Source organism: Mucilaginibacter litoreus, assembly GCF_042676805.1.
GTDB classification, from domain to species: domain Bacteria; phylum Bacteroidota; class Bacteroidia; order Sphingobacteriales; family Sphingobacteriaceae; genus Mucilaginibacter; species Mucilaginibacter litoreus.
Map to the genome: position 1 here is coordinate 115,234 of NZ_JBHTHZ010000014.1, position 23,268 is coordinate 138,501.

Annotated in this window: 22 protein-coding genes; 5 read left to right on the forward strand and 17 right to left on the reverse strand. The window is 39.4% G+C overall.

The window, feature by feature from the left end:
• The first annotated feature begins 115 nt into the window (after positions 1-115).
• A complete protein-coding gene (locus tag ACFQZX_RS16165) occupies positions 116-1,816 on the forward strand; it encodes a sodium:solute symporter family transporter (protein WP_377117296.1) in 1,701 nt (566 codons plus the stop codon).
• A 52-nt stretch (positions 1,817-1,868) separates the two neighbouring features.
• Here the strand turns inward: ACFQZX_RS16165 and ACFQZX_RS16170 are convergent, their stop codons facing one another.
• The 6 genes from ACFQZX_RS16170 to ACFQZX_RS16195 are packed head-to-tail and all read right to left on the reverse strand — an operon-like array spanning position 1,869 to position 11,298.
• A complete protein-coding gene (locus ACFQZX_RS16170) occupies positions 1,869-4,226 on the reverse strand; it encodes a hypothetical protein (RefSeq protein WP_377117298.1) in 2,358 nt (785 codons plus the stop codon).
• Positions 4,227-4,261: 35 nt separating this feature from the next.
• Positions 4,262-5,434 (reverse strand): DUF4249 domain-containing protein, encoded by a 1,173-nt coding sequence (locus tag ACFQZX_RS16175; RefSeq protein ID WP_377117300.1) that lies wholly within the window; start codon positions 5,432-5,434, stop codon positions 4,262-4,264.
• Positions 5,434-6,600: a DUF4249 domain-containing protein gene (locus tag ACFQZX_RS16180; RefSeq protein WP_377117302.1), complete on the reverse strand. Its 1,167-nt coding sequence runs from the start codon at positions 6,598-6,600 to the stop codon at positions 5,434-5,436. The genes ACFQZX_RS16175 and ACFQZX_RS16180 overlap by 1 nt, the downstream gene beginning before the upstream one ends.
• On the reverse strand, positions 6,600-7,769 hold the full coding sequence (locus ACFQZX_RS16185) for a DUF4249 domain-containing protein (RefSeq protein WP_377117304.1): 1,170 nt from the start codon (positions 7,767-7,769) through the stop codon (positions 6,600-6,602). The genes ACFQZX_RS16180 and ACFQZX_RS16185 overlap by 1 nt, the downstream gene beginning before the upstream one ends.
• Positions 7,770-7,784: 15 nt before the next feature.
• The gene (locus tag ACFQZX_RS16190; protein ID WP_377117307.1) at positions 7,785-10,550 is read right to left on the reverse strand and encodes a TonB-dependent receptor; all 2,766 of its coding nucleotides are present in this window, start codon (positions 10,548-10,550) and stop codon (positions 7,785-7,787) included.
• 1 nt (position 10,551) lies between these two features.
• A complete protein-coding gene (locus ACFQZX_RS16195; protein ID WP_377117309.1) occupies positions 10,552-11,298 on the reverse strand; it encodes a hypothetical protein in 747 nt (248 codons plus the stop codon).
• Between the two features lie 169 nt (positions 11,299-11,467).
• Here ACFQZX_RS16195 and ACFQZX_RS16200 point away from each other — a divergent pair, with 169 nt between their 5' ends.
• Positions 11,468-12,079: a hypothetical protein gene (locus tag ACFQZX_RS16200; protein ID WP_377117311.1), complete on the forward strand. Its 612-nt coding sequence runs from the start codon at positions 11,468-11,470 to the stop codon at positions 12,077-12,079.
• Positions 12,080-12,081: 2 nt separating this feature from the next.
• Here ACFQZX_RS16200 and ACFQZX_RS16205 read toward each other — a convergent pair whose 3' ends face one another.
• From ACFQZX_RS16205 to ACFQZX_RS16220, 4 genes are all read right to left on the reverse strand, one after another.
• Positions 12,082-12,519 carry a hypothetical protein gene (locus ACFQZX_RS16205; RefSeq protein WP_377117313.1) on the reverse strand — a complete coding sequence of 146 codons (438 nt, stop codon included), beginning with the start codon at positions 12,517-12,519 and terminating at the stop codon, positions 12,082-12,084.
• Positions 12,520-12,615: 96 nt separating this feature from the next.
• The gene (locus ACFQZX_RS16210) at positions 12,616-13,125 is read right to left on the reverse strand and encodes a hypothetical protein (protein WP_377117315.1); all 510 of its coding nucleotides are present in this window, start codon (positions 13,123-13,125) and stop codon (positions 12,616-12,618) included.
• A 131-nt stretch (positions 13,126-13,256) separates the two neighbouring features.
• Entirely contained in the window at positions 13,257-14,990 is a 1,734-nt protein-coding gene (locus ACFQZX_RS16215) for a S41 family peptidase (RefSeq protein WP_377117317.1), read from the reverse strand.
• 55 nt (positions 14,991-15,045) lie between these two features.
• A complete protein-coding gene (locus ACFQZX_RS16220) occupies positions 15,046-15,261 on the reverse strand; it encodes a hypothetical protein (protein WP_377117319.1) in 216 nt (71 codons plus the stop codon).
• A gap of 191 nt (positions 15,262-15,452) precedes the next feature.
• Here ACFQZX_RS16220 and ACFQZX_RS16225 point away from each other — a divergent pair, with 191 nt between their 5' ends.
• Entirely contained in the window at positions 15,453-16,040 is a 588-nt protein-coding gene (locus ACFQZX_RS16225; RefSeq protein ID WP_377117321.1) for a porin family protein, read from the forward strand.
• A 72-nt stretch (positions 16,041-16,112) separates the two neighbouring features.
• Here the strand turns inward: ACFQZX_RS16225 and ACFQZX_RS16230 are convergent, their stop codons facing one another.
• From ACFQZX_RS16230 to ACFQZX_RS16260, 7 genes are all read right to left on the reverse strand, one after another.
• Positions 16,113-16,865, reverse strand: a complete 753-nt coding sequence (locus ACFQZX_RS16230; protein WP_377117323.1) for a hypothetical protein — start codon at positions 16,863-16,865, stop codon at positions 16,113-16,115.
• A gap of 169 nt (positions 16,866-17,034) precedes the next feature.
• Positions 17,035-17,784: a hypothetical protein gene (locus ACFQZX_RS16235; protein WP_377117325.1), complete on the reverse strand. Its 750-nt coding sequence runs from the start codon at positions 17,782-17,784 to the stop codon at positions 17,035-17,037.
• Positions 17,762-18,871: a hypothetical protein gene (locus tag ACFQZX_RS16240; protein WP_377117327.1), complete on the reverse strand. Its 1,110-nt coding sequence runs from the start codon at positions 18,869-18,871 to the stop codon at positions 17,762-17,764. The genes ACFQZX_RS16235 and ACFQZX_RS16240 overlap by 23 nt, the downstream gene beginning before the upstream one ends.
• 181 nt (positions 18,872-19,052) lie before the next feature.
• Positions 19,053-19,274, reverse strand: a complete 222-nt coding sequence (locus ACFQZX_RS16245; protein ID WP_377117329.1) for a PLDc N-terminal domain-containing protein — start codon at positions 19,272-19,274, stop codon at positions 19,053-19,055.
• Between the two features lie 42 nt (positions 19,275-19,316).
• Complete coding sequence (locus tag ACFQZX_RS16250) at positions 19,317-20,114, reverse strand: ABC transporter permease (protein ID WP_377117331.1); 798 nt, start codon at positions 20,112-20,114, stop codon at positions 19,317-19,319.
• 5 nt (positions 20,115-20,119) lie between these two features.
• Positions 20,120-21,016, reverse strand: a complete 897-nt coding sequence (locus ACFQZX_RS16255; RefSeq protein WP_377117333.1) for an ABC transporter ATP-binding protein — start codon at positions 21,014-21,016, stop codon at positions 20,120-20,122.
• Positions 21,010-21,216: a hypothetical protein gene (locus tag ACFQZX_RS16260; protein ID WP_377117334.1), complete on the reverse strand. Its 207-nt coding sequence runs from the start codon at positions 21,214-21,216 to the stop codon at positions 21,010-21,012. The genes ACFQZX_RS16255 and ACFQZX_RS16260 overlap by 7 nt, the downstream gene beginning before the upstream one ends.
• A gap of 216 nt (positions 21,217-21,432) precedes the next feature.
• Here ACFQZX_RS16260 and ACFQZX_RS16265 point away from each other — a divergent pair, with 216 nt between their 5' ends.
• On the forward strand, positions 21,433-22,446 hold the full coding sequence (locus ACFQZX_RS16265; protein WP_377117336.1) for a sensor histidine kinase: 1,014 nt from the start codon (positions 21,433-21,435) through the stop codon (positions 22,444-22,446).
• 2 nt (positions 22,447-22,448) lie between these two features.
• On the forward strand, positions 22,449-23,174 hold the full coding sequence (locus ACFQZX_RS16270; RefSeq protein ID WP_377117338.1) for a LytR/AlgR family response regulator transcription factor: 726 nt from the start codon (positions 22,449-22,451) through the stop codon (positions 23,172-23,174).
• Positions 23,175-23,268 lie beyond the last annotated feature (94 nt).

The following is a 23,268-nucleotide window of genomic DNA, read 5'->3' on the forward strand; positions in this document are numbered from 1 at the left end:
TGGCTTTAGCAATATAATAAAGGTCTATCATCAAACGTGGATTCTCTTAGATTTGTTAAACTGACATTTATAGCCTATTATTAGCCTAAATTTAAAATCAATTATAAACACATAAATGAAGACACTGTCTAACGGTGATTACATCGTATTTTTTATTTACTTCATTATAGTATCCGCTTACGGCTACTGGGTTTACCGCCGCAAACACAATGCTGATGCTACATCAAAGGATTACTTTTTGGCAGAAGGTTCATTGACCTGGTGGGCAATTGGCGCTTCTTTAATCGCATCTAATATCTCGGCTGAGCAATTTATTGGCACCAGCGGCTCTGCATTTAAAATGGGGCTCGCTATTTCTACTTATGAATGGATGGCCGCAGCGACATTGATTGTAGTGGCCATTTTTTTCATTCCTATATATCTTAAAAACAAGATATTCACCATGCCGCAGTTTTTGCATGAGCGGTATAACGGCACAGTGGCTATGGTTATGGCCATCTTCTGGCTATTGCTTTACATTGTTGTTAACCTGATGTCTATCCTTTATCTGGGCGCTCTGGCTATAAGCGGGATATCTGGCATCAGTATTATTTGGTGTATAATAGGCCTTGCCGTATTTGCTGTATTGATCACCTTAGGTGGCATGAAGGTAATTGGCTATACCGACGTTATACAAGTGTTTGTATTGATATTAGGTGGCTTAGTTGCAACCTACCTCGCCTTAAACCTTATCAGTGAAAAATCTGGCACTACGGGCCTATGGAACGGGTTAGATATTATGCGCTCAGAAGCCAGCGATCATTTCCACATGATTTTTGATAAAAGCAATCCAAATTATATGGAGATGCCCGGTCTGTCTGTATTAATAGGCGGTATGATCATTGTAAACTTAAACTATTGGGGCTGTAATCAATATATTACTCAACGTGCCTTAGGCGCAAATTTAAAAACTGCCCGTGGGGGAATCCTTTTTGCAGCATTTTTAAAATTACTGATGCCTGTGATTGTAGTTTTACCAGGCATCGCGGTCTACCTGCTTTATCAAAAAGGAATGTTTCATCAAGAAATGCTTAGCTCGTCGGGTGTTAATGATCCGAATAAAGCTTATCCTTCTCTGCTCAATTTATTACCTACCGGGTTAAAAGGCCTTTCTTTTGCAGCGCTTACTGCAGCAATTGTTGCCTCACTTGCCGGTAAAGCCAATAGTATCGCAACTATTTTTACACTTGATATTTATAAAAAAGCAATTAACCCGGCGGCAACAGACAGAAATCTGGTTAGCCTGGGTAAGATATCGGTTGCTGTAGCCATGTTTTTGGGTGTTATTATGTCGCTATTGATAGGCGAACAGTTAATGGGCGAAGGCAAACAGGGCTTCCAATACATACAAGAATACACCGGATTTGTGTCACCAGGTATTTTTGCCATGTTCATACTGGGCTTCTTCTGGAAAAAAGCTACTCCTAATGCAGCGCTTTTTGCAACAATCGGCGGGTTTTGCTTCTCGGTATTTTTCAAGCTTCTGCCGCGCTTTGCAAATCTCAAGTTTTTATCACCTTACGGCTTTTCTAAATTAGCTGTACAGGATGATAAGGTGACCAAACTTTACGAGATCCCTTTTATCGACCGGATGGGCTTTGTATTCCTACTGTGTGTGATAGGTATGTATATCATATCTAAAATTGATCAGGCTAAAGGCGTCAAAACAAACGGATTGGAAATAGATGCTTCTATGTTTAAAACCTCAAGGGCTTTTACAGCCGGCGCCTTAATTGTAGGCGGTATAATAGTGGCTCTTTACTCATTTTTCTGGTAAGGTATGTTATCAATGTAACCATCATAAAAAAAGCGGCCATAAGCCGCTTTTTTTATTTCACATCAAAACTAAAGGTTTGAGCCGCTGGTTGCCCATCTGTTGAAATGCCCTGTACAATGCCTATATATTTACCCTTCATATCAGACGTATAAAAGGATACCTTTTCTGCTGTTACATTTGGAGACCAATATAAAAGACTTCTAAAATCAGGCATCCGGCTGTTTAACTGGGCATCGGTATTATAAACAGGCGAATAAAACTCCCGTTGCAGTTGCATGCCCTCATAATCTATAACAACTGCATGCGGGTCCAGTTCAATACCGCCAAGGTCACCTTTGTAGCTTGTAAAATTTAAGATGCCTTCATAAACAGATGGGCCCCAGTAATATCGCTCGTTAACCATTTCAATTTTTTTAATTTTTAACGGGTCCACGGCAAGGGCTTTATCCATGTTAAAAATAGGTACACCATCCATTATAACCAAAGGGTTGTCATACATCAAGCCTTTTTGATCTATCATTCGTATGCTGAATTTATTATCGCTTCTGAATACATTTAAGCCGAAAATGTATTCACGGAGCACTTCCTCCAGTGTCCTAAAACGTGTGTAGTCATCAAGATTCCAACTTTTATAGGGCTGATAAAAGGCGCTGCTATCAATCCCACCGGTATAAAACTGTTTTAGTTTACTACCGGCATAAATATTTTGCACCTGCATACTTAAGCTTTCTTCTTCCAGCGCATGCTGCAACGCCGGGTACAAGTTAAATGCAGGCAATAAACCAGTGGAATATTGCTCTGAGAAAGGGCTTAATACATCAATCTTAACAGTTGTATCCGTTTGAATAGCCGGCTGTACAATCACCTCACCCGGCCCGAATAACTGTTTGGTATTAAAAAACAATTTCCCTTCTGTATTGCTTTTGGCTGTATATAGCTGTACCCGTTTTCCTGGTACAGCCAAAAAAGCAATAATATTTGAGGCTGGTGTACTTGCTGAATTAGTTGCCTTTGCAGTAATTACATGGCCGGTATATTCTGGTAAAAATGCAAATGCAGCCGGTTTATCTTGTTCTATTTTTGTCCATTTAAACTTTTGCCATCCCTGGGTAAGCATCAGATTATCAACAGCCTGGTTACTTATTACCGTTGTATCTTTGAGGTAATAACCCGGCGACTCTATATAACCACGTAAATCTGAACTTAACCATAAATAGCTTATGATATCGTCATTATCAATGTTCTGTAATGAATCAAGCCGTAAGACGGCCATGGAGAGATCCGCATCAACAGGTTTGCCGGATGCATCTTTCAACGAGGTATTTACATTTACTTTTTTACGTGAGCCGTAACTTGCCATATCAGCAACAGAAGTTATGGATAGCTTTTGCTTCGGGCGTTTAAAGTATAACCTTTCGCACACAGGCTGCTTTGCACTATTGAAAACTGTTAAATGCGAAACACCTTCATCAAGCTTTGTTTTGTTTATAACAAAACGAGCCCTGCCATTAACAATATTGGCCGTTTGTGCTAATTTAGTAAGTTGGCCGGTATGCACAAACAAAAAGACAGGGCCTTGCTCAGTACTATTTATGGTTACTTCAATATTTTGCGCCCCGGCATCAACCAACTCAATATTATAGCCCTTATTTGCAATTACCGGCAGATCTTTCACAAATGACTTAATTCCGTCTGATTTTATAACAGCTTTGTAAGTATTTCCTTCTGCCGGCGTAAAATCAAAATGCCCCATCCCGAATTTTAATGATTGAAACCGTGCAACAGTATCATTTTTTTGATTGATTACAGCGCCTTTGATAGCAACTCCTCTGCCTGACTGATCAACCACCTTGAACCCAATATTGCTATGTAAGCCGTTAACAAGATTGCCACCCTCAGGGAAAAACTGTACATCATAAGACGTTGCAGGTTGCTTAATTTCTTCTGGAGACTTTAAGGTATTAATGATGGTAAGTGTTTTAGAGAAATAATAGTCAGCATTAAAATTTTTCATCCAATTGGTATAAGCCCTGATCCTGTAATTCCCGTTATTGAACGACACCGGAATACTGATAGATCCACTGCCGCTGCCATTATTCAATGAAATTTTAGTTTGTATTAACGCGGCGTTGCTTTTATCAAGCACTTCTACGTATAAAACCTTACTGATATTTAAAGGCTTGTGTGTAGTTGCATCAATGCAGTAAGCTTTGAACCATAGCAGATCTCCGGCTACGTAAGCACTTTTGTCCGTATGCAAAAACACTTTCTCATGCAAAACATTTTGTTCGGCCTGTTCAAAGCTTTTTTGTATTTGTGCCAGCTCTTGTGCCTGCGCTATAGAAAGTACAGTTGATAAAGCAGCAGACCATACTAAGCGCCGTTTAATTATTTGTATAATTTTGCCCATGCTTATTTTCTTAAATGCACATTTTTTGCTATTACTTAATTGTCCTTCCAAAAATCGGGACGTTTCTTTGTACCGGTAAGTGTACAATCACCACATATAAAGTCTGTACGCATATAACCTATTAAAACGCCTTCCGGGTTTTCTTCAAAATCTTTCATCTCGGTTGTCGGCAAGGTAAGGCCGCTTAATATGTAAATTTCTACAGGTTTAGAAAACGGCTCCACAAATCTTGTAGAATCCTCTTTGCAGCTCGCAGGGTACTCTGGCTCCCAGCCCGGCAGTTCAGATTTATTTATATACCTACGCTTTTGACTATATGTACCAGCCAAAATATAGCCAATAACAGGCTCCTTAGGGTCGTTTACATTATGTATGTTGCCTGAGATCTCAGAAGGTAAAGCATCAAATATACTTCCTAATTGTTCGGTGTTTTTCTTTAGATTTTCATAAAACAAGTACGCCTCACGGCTTAAAGCATATTCACGTACAAGCACGCTATACCGCATGCTTATTTTAAGTGATCCTTTCGGAATGATCGAAATCGGCGCTTCAGACATAATATCGCTGGTAAGCTTTACAGATGAGCCAATAAGTATGTTAGTTGATTTTGCCTTATTAAAACAATAGTATATATCCTCTTCTGGTGTACGGTGCACAACAGTATCATCCTTAACAATTAAAAAAGAATGATATTTAGCATGAAACTGCCAGTCCTCATTATACTCCCATCTATAATATTGTGTACGTTTAGATGGATCATGAGAGGTTACATTTACTTCAAGGCCGTTATTTCTTACCCTATAGCCAATGGTATCTATTGGAGGAGCATTTTTTACTTCTACCATCTCAGACTGATACTCTGTGCCGCTATTGGTTATAATATTAAGACTATATTTATGATTGGGGCTCAAACTTAAGGGGCCAACAACATATCGCCCTGCATCCGCTTCAGTAAGCGCATAATTATTACCTGCATCATCAATAACCCTGACTTTAGCGCCCGTTTCGGCTTTAACGCGCGTACTATCTGGTACGTTTACAGTGCGGCTTACTTTTATTATTGTTGAATCATTCCCGGTATTAATTAATCCCTCTACTACCAAATAGCTTTTAGCCTGGGCCTGAACTGTTGGATCAAATGGTTTTTTACATGTTATAAAAACAAAAGCAACAACCAGCAGGCAATAAAATGCAACTCTTTTTCTCATTAGTTATCCTCCCAAAAATCCGGGCGCTTTTTTGTGCCGGTCAAGGTACAATCTGCACATATAAAATCGGTCCGTAAATAGCCTAATAGCACACCGGTATCTGTTAAGATACTGGAAGTTGCAATTTGTTTGCCGCCTAAAATGTAAAACTTAACATCATTTTGCTTAGTTACCGGGTTAACAAAAAGTGCGGTATCTTGCATACAGCCTTCCGGGTAAGCGGTTTGCCAGTTAGGCAGTTCAGATTTATTAATGTATTTGCGTTTTTTTGTGTACGTACCTGCTGTGATGTACCCAATAACAGGCTCTTTCGTATCATTTACGTTATGGATGTTGCCTGATATTTCTGATGGAAGAGCGTCAAAAATACTTCCCAACTGTTCTGTATTTTTTTTCAGGTTTTCATAAAACAAATAAGCCTCCCTGGATAAAGCATACTCTCTTACCATTATACTATATCTAACACTTATTTTTTGAGATGATGATGGTATCAAAGTTAAAGGAGCCTCGGAAATAACATCGCTTGTAAGCTTTACTGATGAACCAATCACTATAGTTGATGACTTAGCTTTATTAAAGCAATTATAAATATCTTCTTCGGGAGTACGGCGCACAACTGTATCGTCCTTGGCTATATAAAACGATTCATATTTAGCATGGAAGCGCCAATCTTCGTCATACTCCCATCTATAATAATGTGTGTTATTCGCCGGGTCATGGGATGATATGTTTATTTGCAGCCCATTGTATCTTATTTTATATCCAATCGTGTCAATAGGCGGTGCGTTTTTTGCCTCTACCAGATCAGACTGATATTGGAGGCCGCCTGATGTGATAATATCAAGGCGGTATTTATGCGAAGAATTTAAAGGCATCGGACCTGCAGCATATTTTCCTTTATCTACTTCTGTAAGTAAGTAACTGGTGCCGGTATCATCAATCACACTTACTTTTGCACCTGTTTCTGCTTTTATCCGGGTACTGTCAGATACATTAACCGTGCGGCTTAACTTTACAACTGTAGAATCATTACCTGTATTAATAAACCCTTCGACAACAAGATAGCTTTTAGACTGCGCCTGAACCGTAGGATAAAAAGGTTTTTTGCATGTCAGAATAACAAAACACGTTATTAATAAAAATGGTATTGTTAGCCTTTTCTTCATCAGTTATCCTCCCAAAAATCAGGGCGTTTTTTTGTGCCTGTCAGTGTACAATCTGCACATACAAAACCGGTACGAAAAAAGCCCAGCACTTCGCCAGTGGATGAAGCTATCGAATCCGTTGCCAAAGCCCTTTTTTCCACTATCCAAAACTGCACCTGAGGTAAAGGGTCATTATTAAGCGGTTTATATAACGCTGTATCCAGCTGGCAACCCTCAGGATAAGCAGTTTGCCAGTTTGGCAACTCAGACTTGTTGATGTACTTACGCTTTTGAGTATAGGTGCCGGCTAAAATATATCCTATTACCAGCTCTTTCGGGTCATCAACGTTATGTATATTGCCTGATATTTCAGATGGCAGCGCATCAAAAATACTGCCTAACTGCTCGGTATTTTTCTTTAAATTTTCATAGAACAAATAGGCCTCTTTACTCAAAGCGAACTCTTTTACCAAAATGCTGTATCGAAGACTTATTTTAAGCGATTCGCCAGGTATTGAAATTACGGGGGCTTCGTGTATCAAATCGCTTGTGAGTTTTACTGAAGAGCCAAGCACAATATTGTTAGATTTGGATTTGTTAAAGCAATAATAAATATCCTCATCAAGCGTCCGGCGCCTTACACTATCATCTTCAGCTATGTAGCCAGAACGATACTTTGAATTAAACTGCCAGTCTTCATCATAATCCCACTTATAATAATGTGTATTGTTTGCAGGGTCATGGGATGAAACATTTATTATTATTCTATTGTCTTTTACATTATAACCAACCGAGTCGATTGGAGGCGCATTTCTTACAGCTTCCAAATCAGATTGGTAATGTGTCCCGTTACCGGTAACGATGTCAAGGCCATATTTGTGCAAAGCGTTTAAACCCAAAGGACCGGCACCGTACCTTCCGGCACTGACTTCAACAAGCCTATAAGTATTGCCTGTTTCGTCAATGACATTTATTGTAGCCCCTGCTTCAGTTTTTACCTGCATTGTATCGTTTACATTAACTGTGCGGCTCAATTTTATGATTGTAGAATCATTCCCAGTATTTATAAGGCCTTCAACAACGAGATAGCTTTTGGCCTGTGTTTGCACGGTTGGGTCGAACGACTTTCTGCAAGATACATAAAGAACACACATCATTAACAAACCAATTTGTGAAAACTTTTTTATCATTTTTGAACCATGCTTTTAAAACCTGATATTATAATTAATAAAGGGTATCGGGGTAGCAAAAATTGATAATTTATACCCATTTATCACACCATTGTTAGCGGTAAAATAAGTTGAATAAGCATTTGGCCGCCCGGTTAAATTATAAACGCCTATTGTAAATGAGTTATGAAATTTTTGATGCACTTTATGATTACCTTCAATGTTTAACGAAAAATCACTGCGGAAATAATCAGGTATTCGATAAGCGTTTCTATCCCCATACAAAACCCTTTCTGAGCCTGCATAATAATACTTGCCTATAGGTAATGTTATTGGCCTGCCGGTGCTGTAAGTTACGTTAAGCGATACGCTGTATCTGTGCGAAAAGCGATAATTTCCAATAAAATTCATACTATGCGGTTTATCATAATTTGCCGGATAATATTTACCATCGTTAACCGGTATACCTATGGTAGGATCATCCTGCTTTAAGAAGGTGCGCGAATAGGCGTAAGTTATCCAACCGTTCAATTTGCCTGTACTTTTCTTTAGCATCAATTCCACACCATAAGCTTTACCCCTGGTACTTATTACATCTGTTTCTATATGATGATTAAGCACTAACGTCGCACCACTTTTATAATCGAGATAATCGTTAAGGCGTTTATAATAAACCTCTACCGATGTTTCAATGGTGTTGGAACTAAAGTTTTTATATAATCCGAGAGAAACCTGATCACCAAACTGAGGTTTTATGTTTGGGTTGCTAAGCTGCCATACATCAGTAGGCGCAATTGCTGTGGTGTTTGACAGCAAATGGATATATTGCCTTAAGGTATTATACCCTGCTTTTACAGAAAGATCATCATCAAGATTATATCTTGCTGATACCCTTATTTCGGGGCCATGATAAGTGTTGATTATCTTACCGCTTCCATAACGGGTACTATCTGTTAATGTAGTATTACTTTTTGGTAATCCTGGTGCATAATTATTAACCGTTTGCGGACCTAAAAAATTGTAGACTGAATATCTGATACCATAGTTTATCGAAAACTTATCAGATATATCCCATTTATCACCCAGATACAAAGCGCTTTCTAAAGCTTGCTGGGCATCAATAATATCCGTTGCAATTAACGACTTGTTACCAAGTGGAGTAAAATCACCAGGATGCAGTTTATATAATATACTGTTCAACCCAAAGCTGAGCGTATGCTTTTTGCTCAGATAATAAGTAAAATCAGATTTAAAATTGGTTTGATTGATATCAAATTTCAGCTTATAAGCATTAACCGGGTTGTCGTCGCTGGATATATTATATTCATACCTGTCTAAGCCGGCTGTAAAGAGGCTAAACAGCTTATCATTATAGTTATGTTTCCACTTAATATTTATATTACGGTTGCTGTAACTATATGCTGTATCACTATTCAGTTTAAATTTATCGCGGCTAATATAACTTGTAACATAGATGTTGTTTTTTTCATTGATCTGATGACTTATATCTAAGTTGAAATCATAAAAAGATGCCTGGCTGTTTTTATACTCGTTAGGAAGCAACTTAAGTAACCAATCTGAGTAAGTAATACGCCCGCCGAATATGAACGATGTTTTATCCTTTACAATCGGGCCCTCAACATTTAACCGGCTCGTAATTAATCCAATTCCAGCCGAACCTGTAAATTGCTTTTTGTTGCCTTCCCTGTCAGTAACATCTAATATTGAGGATAATCTTCCTCCAAATTTTTCAGGGATACTACTCTTATAAAGCTCTACCCCTTTTACAATATCCGGGTTAAAAGCAGAGAAAAAACCAAAAAAATGCGCCGGATTGTAAATTGTAGCATCATTTAACAGTATCAGGTTCTGATCTGCTGCCCCCCCCCGAACATTAAAGCCGGTAGTTGCTTCGCCTACCGATTGCACGCCTGGTAAAGTTAAAACAACCCTCAGAACGTCCGCTTCTCCAAATACAGTAGGTATTTGTTTGATAGTTTTGATATCTAAGCGTGAAACTCCAAGCTCCACGTTGCGAACATTGGACATCTTGTCTGCAGAGATTTTCACCTCCCGTAAACTTGTGACCAGTTCCTGCATTTCGATAATGATCTTCCCATCCGAATACATCATGATTTGACGACGAGTATCGCGCATGCCCATCCCACGCACAGTCAGTACATGTTTGCCTTTAGGGATGCTTAAGGTGAAGTAACCGTATTGATCTGTTGCAACGCCTGTTTTAGATTCGGGCAGGTAAATGCTTGCTCCAACAATAGACTCGCCCGATTTGCTGTCACGCACATATCCAGATAATGTTGCTTTACCAGATAAGGCTCCATTAGTTTTCGCACCTATTTCATACAGCTTATTTTCAGTATTAGCTTCAGGTATGGCTTTTTGTGTTTCGGTTATAAACTCTTTAGCAGGTATAGCTACTTTCGATGCTTCACCAGGTTTGATATTAAAAAAACCTGCTGCCAGTGATGGAGATATATTCCGGCCCTTAGTTAAGAAAACCTGGTGTTGATGGGTTATAGCAAATGAGTAAGGTGTGTTATTAAAAGCAGCAGAAAGAATCTCATTAACGCTTTTATTGGCAGCCTGCACAGTTACCTTTACACTATCAAATACAGTTGCATCATAATAAAACCTGTAATCAGTTCCTGCTTCAATTTCTTTTATAAGATTTTCTACGGGTGCTTGCTGAAGATTGACATTTAAATGCTCTGTTGTGTTTTGCGCACCAACCAGTTTTGCAATCAATAAAAAGCAAAAGCTTAAAAAGTAAAGTTTCTTCATATCAATTTGTTAACTGGTCATAGTATGCGGCCACTTGTACCATTGAACGCTCTTTTTGGCTGTCGTCGAAGTTCAGATTATTCGATTTAATGTATTGTTCAAGATCTTTCTTCCTGTCTTTAAATACACTTAACAAAGCACTTTTACTGTTAATGCTTTTATAAATACCATTGAGTTTAATAAAGTAGTTAATTTGCGGGTTAAAATAACTTTCAAATGTACTTGCAAGGGTCGACTTTGTTAAGATTTCCTTTCGGCGCTTTGCCAGTATTTCTAACTTATCGCTGCCATAAATTACATCGTAAAAACCTGGTGTTATAATGCTTTTGTCATTATTTAAGTCAATCCGTTTGAAATGATGTCCAAGCAGGTCAAAATATGCAACACGTTGATCGATAAGCCTGATCATGTTGGTTTTATTGAGCAGTAAAACAGCTAAGCAATCTTTATTAAGATCATAAAGCAAAGGGACATCACTGTATAAAACACCATCATACATAACCGCACCTGGTTCAAACTTGGGCGCTTCATTATAATAAGCATTACCCTTTATAAGTGGATCATAAAAGGTATACTCCGGGCCATTATATAATCTGGACTGGTCTGCAATGCCAGAGAAAAAAATATCAACTGCTTTTTTTTCTGTCTCGTTTAATTTTGTACTATCTACCCGGGGCTGAGCCTCACAAATACCGGCAGCAAGTATTATTAAACATTTCAGCGCAATTTGGTAGTAGATTTTTGTCATTAAGTTAAGTTAATATGCTCTGAAAATAACAATTATCAGCCTATATCATTTAATATTTAGCTTATAATAAAAATATAAGAATGGTTTGTAACGATAATTTTACATAAAGTTAGAAACAAATCATCCAGACTTGCAAAAAACACCTCTAAGCTTTGATTGTAAATATATTATGAATAACGCAGAAGAAAATATTCCACCTCAAGTTAAAGGCGAGCATACTGACGTGCTACATGCTATTGATTGCCAAAATATAGCAGAGGCGCATCATTTGTTTTTGTTGGTAAAAAACAGGTTGAAAGACATTTCTCAATGGCATACTTTCAGCGGGCCGCATTCTGCAAAGTTTTCTATTACAGATGCGCAAGGTAACGAGGTATATAAAACCGCTGAAGAAGGCGATTATTTCAGTATCGACCTACCGGCCCCAGGATCATCAGCCGGAGACGGTAAAGAGTGGGTGCGTATTGAAAGGATAATTGAAAAGGAAGATGCCGATGCAGAAAGTGAGTATATCACCATGACCGTAAGGCCCGTAGCCAAACCAGGCAGTAATGATAAGGCCACCGCCCACTTCTTTAGCCATAACTCAACAAGTACTTTTATTGTTGAACGCTATTTAACCAAGGTTAGCGCGGCCGTACATGGCCGCAACGAAACCCCAAATAATACAGATACCGGCCTTTATGATACCGTGCGCAATACCCTAATTGCCCTTGCGGCACGCGCCGGGCTTTCTGTGCCACAATGGAAATCGCTTGTAACCGGCCTACTCGAAAAATAAAACTATTTGCGTAAAGCCTTTATGGTAAGCGCTGCAACTACGCCCCCTAAGGTATACCATGCAACTGTAAGCGCCTTAGTTTTATCTGTACGGGTAACGGGCGCATCACTTAAACCTAAAGGTTTTGTAAGCGTAACAGCGCCTACGCCGGCCGCTAAACCTGTAACTAAACCTGTTGCAAGTAAATTCTTTTTCTTAGAAGTACCAATAACTGAATAATACAAGGCGTTGCTTAATATATCGCCAGCCAAAGTTGCAGCATACAGCTTATCGCCCTTAGGTGGTTCAGTACCTGCAGACTCTGCAATTTTGGTAAGGGCTTCTTCTCCAACCAAGTCAACGCGGGGCGCATCTTGATAAACACGCCTTACGCTTTCGTGCAGTATGTTTAAAGCCAGGGCTCCGGCCAGGCCTCCAATAATATTCTGTATTACTTTCATATATGCATAATTTCAAAAAGTTGCCTTTTGTTTTAAAAGACAAAGCGGGAGCTTTAAGGTGCTCCCGCTTTATTAAACCATAAAAACGAATCTTAATTAGTGGCCATGTTTACGGTCGTGCTTTAACCTTTTTATATCATGTTTTATTTCTTTTCTATCGTTTTTTATTGCTTTACGATGAATTATGTGCTCTTTAGTACCAACCCAATGATTACGGTATTTTGCATCACGGCTGTCGCGTATGATTACCTGGCCGGTACGCCCCCTGTAATTTGAGTATTTAGTACGGTAAACATTATTACGTTCCCACGGATTACGCTCATTAATAACCACCTTATAGCCATTATATAAGTTATAGTTACGATACCGTGCAGGCAGGTATGAGCGGCGTACCCATGCGTTATTTTCAAGATATACGTATTGATGAGCAGGCACATCATAATAAGTGTCAATATCCGGCATATAGTAATAGTCTGCATGGTCGTACCCTACCGGCCCCCATTCTGGCTGACTACCAATATTGATGCTTAAACTAATTTGTGCTTCGGCTTGCTTGTATGCTATGCAGCTTAAAAATATCGCTGCAGTTATTATCATCTTTTTCATAATAGTAAAGTTTTGTAAATATGACAAGCAATGCGCAGCAGGGTTTATTTTGTAGCGCCGATGTTACAACACATAAAAAAACGGGATAGAAAAAAATCTCTATCCCGTTTTAATATTTTAGATGTCAATTATTAATCGTCGTCCGATTTGCCATCCTTTTCGGCCATGGCAAGTACCGGCTTGCCAATTACTTTAAAACCGCCTTCCCCATTTAATACTGATGCCAATTGCTGCTTACTTTGCAAAGTTTTAACAGCTTCGGCTAATTCTTTATCATATTTAAAGTTTACCTCGTAGCGGCCTTTTTCATAAGCATAACGGGATATTATTTCATTTTCAAGCACCTGTTTAATTTCATCTTTGTGTAGCTGTAGGTCGTTTTGCTTGGTGTTGGTCATTTTGGCTTGCAGCGCTTCATACTCTGCTTTTATCTGTTCAAATTGTTTTTCCTTGGTTGCCTGGGTTTTCAGCGAACCCAATATTTTTTCAGATACTGTATTGTACGTGTAATTCTTACCGCTTAAGTACTTCACAAAGTCGTTGTAATCGGCGTCAGACAAGGTAAAGCCCTTGATGTCTGCAGGTGCAGCATGTGCATTACGATATATGGTTGCATAATCAAAAACATACAGTTTGCTGATGAGGGTAGATGTAATATTGGCAAAACGCTCCTGCTTTATTGGTATATCCGGGTAAATGCCGCTACCATCGTACACAGAGCGACCGTTATGGGTTTTAAATTCATGAATGGAGGAGTCTGCCACTTTAATTACACTGCCATCATCCTTACGGTGAGTATAATCAAGTTCCTGCACGCATCTGCCAGATGGTATAAAATATTTGGCTACAGTAATCTTCACTTTGCTGTTGTAAGGCAGGTTAAACGTTTGCTGCACCAGCCCTTTGCCATAACTGCGCTGGCCTATAATAATGGCCCGGTCAAGATCCTGCAACGCGCCCGCAACTATTTCTGACGCCGATGCCGAGCGGCCGTTAACTAAAACAACCAGTGGTAAATTGGGTTCAAGGGGGGTACTAACCGTATTATAAGTAAAGTTTTTTTCTTTTACCTTACCCTTTTGCGATACTACCATCACGCCTTTTGGCACAAACAAGTTGACTATTTTAACAGCTTCCTGCAATATACCCCCGCCGTTTGAGCGAAGATCTAATATAATACCGCTTGGATTATCTTTTTTTAGCTCTATCAGCGCTGTTGTTACCTCGTTGGCAGAGTTTTCTAAAAACTTATTAAGTTTAATATAACCCATGTTACCGTTTACCATACCTGCATAAGCCACATTAGGTTGTTTTATCTCGTCGCGGGTAAGATTTTTTATTATTGGCTGTTCGGCGTTACGCTTAACCAGCAGCTTTACAGGAGTCCCTTTAGAGCCTTTTAGCAGCTGGCTTATCTGGTCGTTTGTTTTACCCGAAAGGTCGATATCATTGATCTTCACCAACTGATCGCCCTGTCGTATATCTGATCGTTGTGCCGGGTAGCCTGCAAATACATCAGATATAAATACCTTGTTATCCCGAAGGAAAATACTGGCACCAATACCCCCGTACTGCGTACTTACATAATGCAGGTTAAACTCCTCAACTTCCGACTCGGGCACGAACTCGGTATAAGGATCAAGGCCTTCAAGCATAGCATCAACCCCTGTTTTAACCAGTTTGGCCGAGTTAATGTCATCAACATAATTAAGATTGACCTCTTTGTAAACCGAGGCAAAAACGTCAAGGTTTTTTGATATCTGAAAAAGATCGTCTTTAAAGCTCCATACGCTTACTGCAAGAGCCAGCCCGCCTATTACAAGTGCAGGCCTTTTAAATTTAACTAACGACTTTTTTTTTAACATAACCTCGCGAAATATAAATATACAAAAGCCTGAGGCTTTTATGCATAAACTTAATCTACAGGCGATTATTGTCTATGTTCACCAATGCTTTTTTCAGTGTAAAAATTACGTAATTCCTGTCACGATTCACCAGCTCCATTAAACGGGTTATCAGGGTTTCCTCTTGCCCTTCGGTATATTGCAATTGCTCGTCGGTAAGGTGATTGTATTTTCTCTGAATTTTTATTTTAACACGTTCCCAATCTTTATTGCTGATAGTTATCTCTGCCATAAATAAATTAATTTAAGCAAAAATATAAAAAATACATAGCCCCAAGCGTTTAATCACCTACAGTATGTTAAACTTTTAACAATATAGCATCTCTAAACGTATTATAACAAACCAATTATACAACTAACATCTATGGTAAAACAATAAGATCTGTAAAAAGGTTAATCACAGGTCTGTTAAAACACACAACTATGAAAAAATATCTTTTAAGTATTGCCATCGTTATAATGGCAGCGGTAAGCGCAAAAGCCCAGTTTTCGCTTGGAGCAAAAGCAGGTATCAACTTTTCAAAAATAAATACCGATAATGTGAGCGAGTCGTCTGTTACAGGTTACCAGGTGGGTGCATTTGCCAGGTTTGGGAGCGCATTGTACTTGCAGCCCGAGCTTTATTTGGGCAGCAGCGGTGGTAAGTTTGATTTTGACAGCAACGGCAGCACAGTTCAAACCAACGGAAAAGTCACTTTCACTACACTTAACTTACCATTGCTGGTGGGTAAAGGCTGGGGAGGTGATAACCTTAATGTACGTGTAATGGCTGGTCCTATTTTTAGTTACGTACTTGATAAAAACCAGAATTTTAGCGACAATGTAAGCGGCGCTTATAATGATTTTGGTGATTATAAGAAAAGCACTTTAGGTTTCCAGGCGGGTGCTGGTGTAGATATTGGTCACATCACCGCCGACTTTAGGTACGAAGGCGGCTTAACTAAAATAAATGACAACTTTGGCCAGCGGCAAAACCTCTGGGCGCTTAGCGTGGGTTTTAAATTCTTTTAATAAAACCCTGTAATGGTTAAACAAAAGAAGCTCTGGCAGGATACCAGAGCTTCTTTGTTTAACTGCTTATGCTTACCTGCTTTTTGCAGCAATAAAGCTTTTTAGCTCATCTATTTTGTCGGTATTTAAAATATCAACACCTATATCCATCAATTTTTGCCAGCCGGCCACATTATCCGGATTGCCCCAAAACCTGACTTTTTTTCCGGCTGCATGTACAGCGTTTACAACAGATTTTAATACAGCCTCGTCTTTTTTAGATAGCTCCCCCTCACCTTTCCAGGCCGAATAATTTGCAAAATTAAGACTTACCTCTGCCACCCGTTTCCATTGCTCAGCGTTGTGTGGCTTTTGCAGATCATCATCAAATAAAATGTAAGGCGGATATTTGTCGTAGTCAGCAGGGGCTGGCCTGTTGCCGGTGATAAGTATAGTAACGGGGCTTTTACCATCGCCAGCATTCAGCATTGTTTTAATGGGCTGTAGTTCTCTTAAAACTTCAATAAGTAAGGGTGCGTAACTTTCTTTCAGATCGATAACCAATGTGACCGGCCTCTGCACTTTTTGCAGTGGCTGCAGATAAAGGGTATTAAGCGTACGATCTGCGCTGATCTGGCTGCTATCATGGGCTACCATTAATTTGCCGTTGCGTAAATAAACATCAGCCTCTATAAAGCCAACGCCTGCATTATAGGCATTATAAAAAGCCTGTGGTCGAGTATAATCATTATGGGAGTGAATGCTTGCCTGTGTATAAGTTTTTTGGGCGGATGAAACACCTGCAAATAATACAAGCAAGTTAACTAACAATAATTTGTTGAACATTAAATTATGGTTGATGAAAGCGCAAGTTAACGCTAAGCTTTGAAAGCCTTCCAAAAATTTTAAAGTTATTAAGGGTTTACCTGCAATAACTTTATTTAAGTACCTTAACTGATAAAGCGCTGGCTTTACCAGCGGTTAATTAACTTCTCGTAAATTAAAAAGCCGCCTATCAGGCAGCAGTATAAGCAATGGCTTTATTAGGATATTTTAGCTCTGCAAACCTTTGAAGAGCAATGTCCGCGAAGTTATATTTACGGCCGGTTTGCCATGGCGATATGCAATAATAACATTTCGTAGTAAAGCAATTGATTGTGGCTGTACTTTTATCCCAACCACAGTTATAAGCGGTTGCTATAAATACAATTTGTTGCCGCAGGGAAATCTTATTAAGATAAGCTGCATGCTTTTGTTTGATGCATTTAAATACCGCTATAAGGTATTTTACCTGCCACTCTACATCGCTCAATCTATCAATACGTGCCGAGCGGGCCTCATAAGTGTCCTCGGTGCTTATCTCATCAAATTTAAGCGCCCGGGCCCAGGGCTTATCCGTATTTTGCAGCACATAATTTTCGACTGACAAGGCAAACGAAGGCTTCATTTGAAAACGGCCGATAGAAAAGTCAGCGTAATCGCTGCCAAGCCGGGTGTAAAGGCTCATTAATGAACCAGTTTCGATCACATTAAAAACAGCATTATAACGCATCAGTTCCGGGAAAACTACCGCCTCCAGTAAACGGGGATTCTCGTTATACAGGCGGGCATATTTTTGAAGCAAAGGCCTTATGGCCTCTGCAGATGTTTCTGCTTTCTGGTAATGCCTGTTAAGTAACCGGCGATAATTTTTTGCCTGCACGCTTAAACTTGCAAACAGCATTACACCGGCTATTAAGACACTACAGATCTTTTTTGCAAACATATACCTGTTTGTTTTGGATGCTTAACCAGTTCAACACTTCCTTACCATTCTCAACAGAAACGGCAGGCTGCAATGCATAATCAATTATTTGTGTACCATCGGTAAAGTAAAGGTTACCACGCTCAAACCAGGCCCCGCTTTTGCCATTACTGTTAACAAATGCTTTACCATCGCCATTCATACTATCGCCAAAGGCTGCCAATTGGTTTCCATTAATAAACACTGCTTTGCGGCTGTTTGATACCTGTATCAGATTACCGTTATTATCCAGCCAGCTTTGCGAAGCCTGCACCGCAGCAAATGGCCCAAGGGTTTTTCCATTGCTTAGCAATACATAAAAATCATCATTGGTAATAATTTTATAGGTTTCCTCAGGTGTTTTAGCATTGTATTGGGTTGCGTTAACAATTACACCGCCCAACTCGTCGTTATCACTTATCAGTAATTGCTCGGTAGGCAATGGTATTTTACGGGCGCCTTTATCGCTCACCAAATAAACGGCCATTGCATTCTGTTCCATTTTTACCCCAACCCCATAAAACCTTTTTTTAGCTTTATTGTGGTAAAATTTGGTCAGTTGCAAATACTCACCATAGCTTTTACCATCTACTGATAATATGCCCTTTACAACATAAGGCTGCCAGTTAGTTTCCTTATCGTTGCTGTTATAGTAGTCGCCATTACTTCTCCAGTTATCCAGTTTGTCTACCGGCGGCGTGTTAAAGGGGCCTTTACGTGTACCATTTTCATATAGATAATACTGCCTGTCTTTTGCCGTAATTACCTTTATAAGTGTTAGGTTATTTATTATGCTTAGTGTAGCCTCCCCGTAAACAATACGTTCGCCGGCCTCTAAAGTGAATGAAGGCGTGCCATATTTAGAGGCGTCAAACCCTGAGCTTGTTGCCGAACTGTTATTGCCCGTGGCAGATGAGCCTCCTGAAGTTGATACTTGTTGATTGCTGTTACCGGTAACTGCGTTGGTTACCGCTGACTGTGCCTTTTGTTTAAGTTTATTAAAAAACTGCGCTTTGCCGGTTTGCGCAAGCAGCAAGCATATTGCGCTTAAAATTGTAATAGGTTTCATGTGATAAAGTTTATACAGGATAGACGAAAAAAAATGGCCGACTGTTACACTCAGTTTAAGATTGTTATCCTTGTACCAATCTCATAAAGCACCACCATTCATGCAGCTAATTGCGGCGAGGACACTGATGCCAATTTTGATTTTAAATGTATAACTATACTACGGTCGAATTAACTCTTAGCTAATACCGTTTTTGATTTCTGCCTATTGCCAGATAGAGTATTGAGCCTAAAAATGGAAAGAAGAGGATAACTATTACCCAAAGAAACTTACTAAAGGGATCTTTGAACGTACTGCGGATAACATCTAACAAGGCAAATACAATAAGCCCAAAGTATACTACTACACAGATGATCAGAAACAGCTCAAAGCCGCCTATCCTTAAAAATAATAAATTATCCATACGCTGTTGTATCTGTAATAACACCCAAAACTTAACAATGTGTTATTTTACACTGCGTTTTTGCACTATGAAATAGCCAGCTACAAACACAATAGCCGCAATTGCAAGGCTTACATAAACATCCTTGGTATAAATATCAATCTCAAAATGATCTGATGGCCCGCCATGCTGTTTGATCATGCTGCGCATAGCCCCCATTGGATGCGAATAAGGGAACAAGTAACTGTACTCCCACTGGTTTGATGCCAATATGGCTCCTACTACCGTGGCCACAAACCCTAAGCCCATTGGTTTCAGAAAATCTGGCCAAAGCAAGCTCAACAAAAATTGTATAGAAAGGATACCCAATGCAGATAACAGTAATTTATAAAACACCTGCATTAGCTGAAGTTCCATGTGGAACTCGTTAAACTTTAATTCCGGCTTTACAAAACTTAACAGGTTACCAAAGCCAATGTTGAGTAGTGTAAACAATGCCATGCAAATAAACAGCAGGAAAAACGCGTAAAAATACTTGGCCCCATACACCGCCCAGCGTGAAATTGGTAAACTGAAAAGTGTTTTCCAGGTATCAGACTTATGCTCTACATTGTTAACAGAGTAGGCAACAAAAATGGTGTAAATAGGCAACAGCAACGTACCCATGCTACCCAGGCTTATCATGCTAAACTGCGCCCAAAGCATCATAGGCGGCATTTTAACAAACTTATCGCTTTTGGTATATACGGCTACGAAAGCCAGGGCAGTAATGGCTAACGGAAGAATAATAGATCCCCAAAAGCCAAGCGTTTTGCGGGTCTTGTAAAACTCAGACCTGAATGATAGTAAAAATCCCCTCATATAGTTCAGTTGCTTTTGGTGATATCTAAGAACAGTTTTTCAAGGTCCTTACGCTGCTTATTGATTGCAAATACCGTAAGCCCGTTTTGTACAAGAAGCGAATTGATATGCCCGATCTGCTCTCTGGATTCAAAGGGCACATACAAGCTTTCGCTCTCTACCTCGTTAACAGTGAAGTTGTGTCGTTTTAAAAGGTTGGCAGCATCCACAGAATTATCAGTTTCTATGTATATCTGTGGTTGGCTAATGTTCTGCAGATCATTAATAGTTCCCTGAAACATCATTTTACCATGGTTGATAATCCCTACATGTGTTGCCATTTTTTCCACTTCAGCTAATAAATGGCTGGATACAAATACAGTTTTTCCTTCCTTAACGATACGCATCATCAACTCGCGAATCTCTATGATACCATTAGGGTCGAGCCCGTTGGTAGGTTCATCCAGTATTAAAAGCTTAGGGTCGTTAAGCAGGGCAAGCGCAATGCCCAGGCGTTGTTTCATCCCTAATGAGTATTGCCCGGCTTTTTTATTAGCAGCGTTGGTAAGCTGCACTAAGCTAAGCATATCATTTACCCGCTTCTCGCTAACCTGTAAAAGCATGGCCCGGTTAAGCAGGTTTTCTTTCCCTGTAAGGTGCTGGTAAATTGCGGGCTGCTCTATTAGTGAGCCTACCTGCCTTAGTATATCAATGCGGTTATTTTCAAGATGCTTATCAAAAATCTGAATGCTGCCTTCGCCTGCACGTAACAGGTTAAGCAGCATCTTTATGGTAGTAGTTTTCCCGGCGCCGTTTGGGCCAAGAAACCCGTAGATACTTCCCTCCGGAACCTCCAGGGAAAGCGATTTAACAACCTGCTGGTTGCCAAAGCTGAACGATAAACCTTCGGTGCGGATTACCATAGCTTTTCGGTTGCAACAGAACAAACGGTTTTAACAACAGCAATGCCCTTTATAAATAACGAAGTAGCCTGTACCGTAGTGTTGTGTGCAGCAAATTGCCTCTTTTGTTCAAACTGGTAGCTTACGCCCATTATTATAGCAAATACAACTGGTGCCAGTAATAATAAAAATGGATTGGAGTTTGAAACTAACTTTTTCATTGTGCTTGTGATTGATTTACACAACAAAGGAATAATAAATGATTTGGGTGCTAAAATCATTTAGACCAACAGGCAGCAATTGTAGATGAACGGACTATAAACCCTATGAACCTGTTCATCGGCATTTTAAAGCGGTTCATCGGTAAAATAGATGCCTACATATAATAGCAGGGCAGATATTTATGCAAAACATTACCTTAGAAGCACTATATGCAAATGAAAAAAAGCTGGCAAATATTTTGGCACGTTATTACATGGATATGTTTTATCGCTTTTTTTGCCTCTATTGCACGCTATAGCGGTAAAATGACTACCAAGGCAGTGCTGGTTATATTTGTGCTGTATGGCGCCATTAACATTAGCTGCTTTTATCTTAATTTTCTTGTTCTCATTCCGCGCTTTCTTAATAAAAAAAAATATAAGCTGTTTGCTTTATCAATCATCATTACACTTATAACTTTTGGACTTGCAAAATATGGCGTTGGTTTAATGTTCAAAAGCATTATACTGATGCGGACCAAAGGCCAGGTAATTCCGTTTTGTAAGTATTTCGTTAATACGCTGTTCATCTCTACTATATTCCTGTTTTTAAGCACCGTTTTAAAGTTTACAATAGACTGGTTTTTAAACGAACGTATACAGCGCGACCTGGAAAACCAGCGATTAAGCGCCGAACTTTCGTTTCTCAAATCGCAGATCAACCCACATTTTCTTTTTAACTCGTTAAACAGCATCTACTCGCTGGCCTATCAAAAATCTGATACCACGCCAGAGGCTATTCTGAAGCTATCTGAAATAATGCGATACATGCTGTATGAGTGTAATGATAATAAGGTAGACTTAAGTAAAGAGATACAGTACCTGCAGAATTACATCGATCTGCAAAAGATCCGCTTTGGTAACAAGGCGTTTATCGATTTTGAAATAACAGGCGAGGTAACCAACCAGCAAATTGCGCCCTTACTGCTTGTTTCATTCATAGAAAACGCGTTTAAACATGGCGTAGCTAACGATCCGCAATCGCCCATTATATTAAAAATAAACACTATTGACGGGCGCTTTTACTTTTTCACCCAAAACAAAAAACACACGCTTAACCGCGACACAGCAGGCGGCATAGGTTTACCTAATGTTCGCCGCCGGTTGGATCTATTATATCCTGATAAATATAAATTAGAAATTCGCGACGAGGTGGATACCTATACTTGTCAATTATCCTTAGTTTTATAGCCATGATCAGATGCCTTGTAGTTGATGATGAGCCTTTGGCCCTGAGTATTTTGGAAGATTATATTTCAAAAGTACCGTTCCTGCAACTGGTAAAAGCAACTACCAACCCCATAGAGGCACTTACCATGGTGCAGGACGGCGGCATTGATCTGGTTTTTCTGGATGTGCAGATGCCTGAGCTTACAGGCATACAATTCCTGAAAATCGCTAACGGAAAAACAAAGGTAATACTTACTACTGCCTATCCGCAGTATGCACTTGAAGGCTATGAGCTTGATGTGTTGGATTACCTGTTAAAGCCTATCGCTTTCGACAGGTTTTATAAATCGGCACAAAAGGCCCAGGGCATTATTCAGCCGGCGGCTAAGCCGGTGTCAGCGCCTGAGCCAATTGCCCAGGATGATTTTATGAGCGATTTTATCTTTGTAAAAACCGAGCATAAAATACAAAAGGTTTACCTGCACGATATTTTGTTTATTGAAGGGCTTAAAGATTATATATCCATTTTTACGCCAAACGAGCGCATTATTACCCTGCAGAACATGAAAAAAATGGAAGATGCCTTGCCCGAAAAGCATTTCATACGGGTACATAAGTCATATATTGTTTCCATAAATAAAATTGATAGCATTGAGCGCAGCCGGATATTTATAGGTGATAAGATTATACCTGTGGGCGATACCTACCGGGATGATTTTTTTAAAATAGTAGACGGAAAAAATATCTGATCTTACCGACAATTACGCTGTTAATAAAATTTTACCCCAAATATTTTTGAGTGTAATTTTTTTAAATTACGTTTGAATTTTTTAGTGGTTTAAC

Bases quoted from the DNA above. Each gene is read 5' to 3' on its own strand.
- ACFQZX_RS16165 (WP_377117296.1), top strand. From the start codon at position 116: ATGAAGACACTGTCTAACGGTGATTACATCGTATTTTTTATTTACTTC.
- ACFQZX_RS16170 (WP_377117298.1), bottom strand. From the start codon at position 4,226: ATGGGCAAAATTATACAAATAATTAAACGGCGCTTAGTATGGTCTGCT.
- ACFQZX_RS16175 (WP_377117300.1), bottom strand. From the start codon at position 5,434: ATGAGAAAAAGAGTTGCATTTTATTGCCTGCTGGTTGTTGCTTTTGTT.
- ACFQZX_RS16180 (WP_377117302.1), bottom strand. From the start codon at position 6,600: ATGAAGAAAAGGCTAACAATACCATTTTTATTAATAACGTGTTTTGTT.
- ACFQZX_RS16185 (WP_377117304.1), bottom strand. From the start codon at position 7,769: ATGATAAAAAAGTTTTCACAAATTGGTTTGTTAATGATGTGTGTTCTT.
- ACFQZX_RS16190 (WP_377117307.1), bottom strand. From the start codon at position 10,550: ATGAAGAAACTTTACTTTTTAAGCTTTTGCTTTTTATTGATTGCAAAA.
- ACFQZX_RS16195 (WP_377117309.1), bottom strand. From the start codon at position 11,298: ATGACAAAAATCTACTACCAAATTGCGCTGAAATGTTTAATAATACTT.
- ACFQZX_RS16200 (WP_377117311.1), top strand. From the start codon at position 11,468: ATGAATAACGCAGAAGAAAATATTCCACCTCAAGTTAAAGGCGAGCAT.
- ACFQZX_RS16205 (WP_377117313.1), bottom strand. From the start codon at position 12,519: ATGAAAGTAATACAGAATATTATTGGAGGCCTGGCCGGAGCCCTGGCT.
- ACFQZX_RS16210 (WP_377117315.1), bottom strand. From the start codon at position 13,125: ATGAAAAAGATGATAATAACTGCAGCGATATTTTTAAGCTGCATAGCA.
- ACFQZX_RS16215 (WP_377117317.1), bottom strand. From the start codon at position 14,990: ATGTTAAAAAAAAAGTCGTTAGTTAAATTTAAAAGGCCTGCACTTGTA.
- ACFQZX_RS16220 (WP_377117319.1), bottom strand. From the start codon at position 15,261: ATGGCAGAGATAACTATCAGCAATAAAGATTGGGAACGTGTTAAAATA.
- ACFQZX_RS16225 (WP_377117321.1), top strand. From the start codon at position 15,453: ATGAAAAAATATCTTTTAAGTATTGCCATCGTTATAATGGCAGCGGTA.
- ACFQZX_RS16230 (WP_377117323.1), bottom strand. From the start codon at position 16,865: ATGTTCAACAAATTATTGTTAGTTAACTTGCTTGTATTATTTGCAGGT.
- ACFQZX_RS16235 (WP_377117325.1), bottom strand. From the start codon at position 17,784: ATGTTTGCAAAAAAGATCTGTAGTGTCTTAATAGCCGGTGTAATGCTG.
- ACFQZX_RS16240 (WP_377117327.1), bottom strand. From the start codon at position 18,871: ATGAAACCTATTACAATTTTAAGCGCAATATGCTTGCTGCTTGCGCAA.
- ACFQZX_RS16245 (WP_377117329.1), bottom strand. From the start codon at position 19,274: ATGGATAATTTATTATTTTTAAGGATAGGCGGCTTTGAGCTGTTTCTG.
- ACFQZX_RS16250 (WP_377117331.1), bottom strand. From the start codon at position 20,114: ATGAGGGGATTTTTACTATCATTCAGGTCTGAGTTTTACAAGACCCGC.
- ACFQZX_RS16255 (WP_377117333.1), bottom strand. From the start codon at position 21,016: ATGGTAATCCGCACCGAAGGTTTATCGTTCAGCTTTGGCAACCAGCAG.
- ACFQZX_RS16260 (WP_377117334.1), bottom strand. From the start codon at position 21,216: ATGAAAAAGTTAGTTTCAAACTCCAATCCATTTTTATTATTACTGGCA.
- ACFQZX_RS16265 (WP_377117336.1), top strand. From the start codon at position 21,433: ATGAAAAAAAGCTGGCAAATATTTTGGCACGTTATTACATGGATATGT.
- ACFQZX_RS16270 (WP_377117338.1), top strand. From the start codon at position 22,449: ATGATCAGATGCCTTGTAGTTGATGATGAGCCTTTGGCCCTGAGTATT.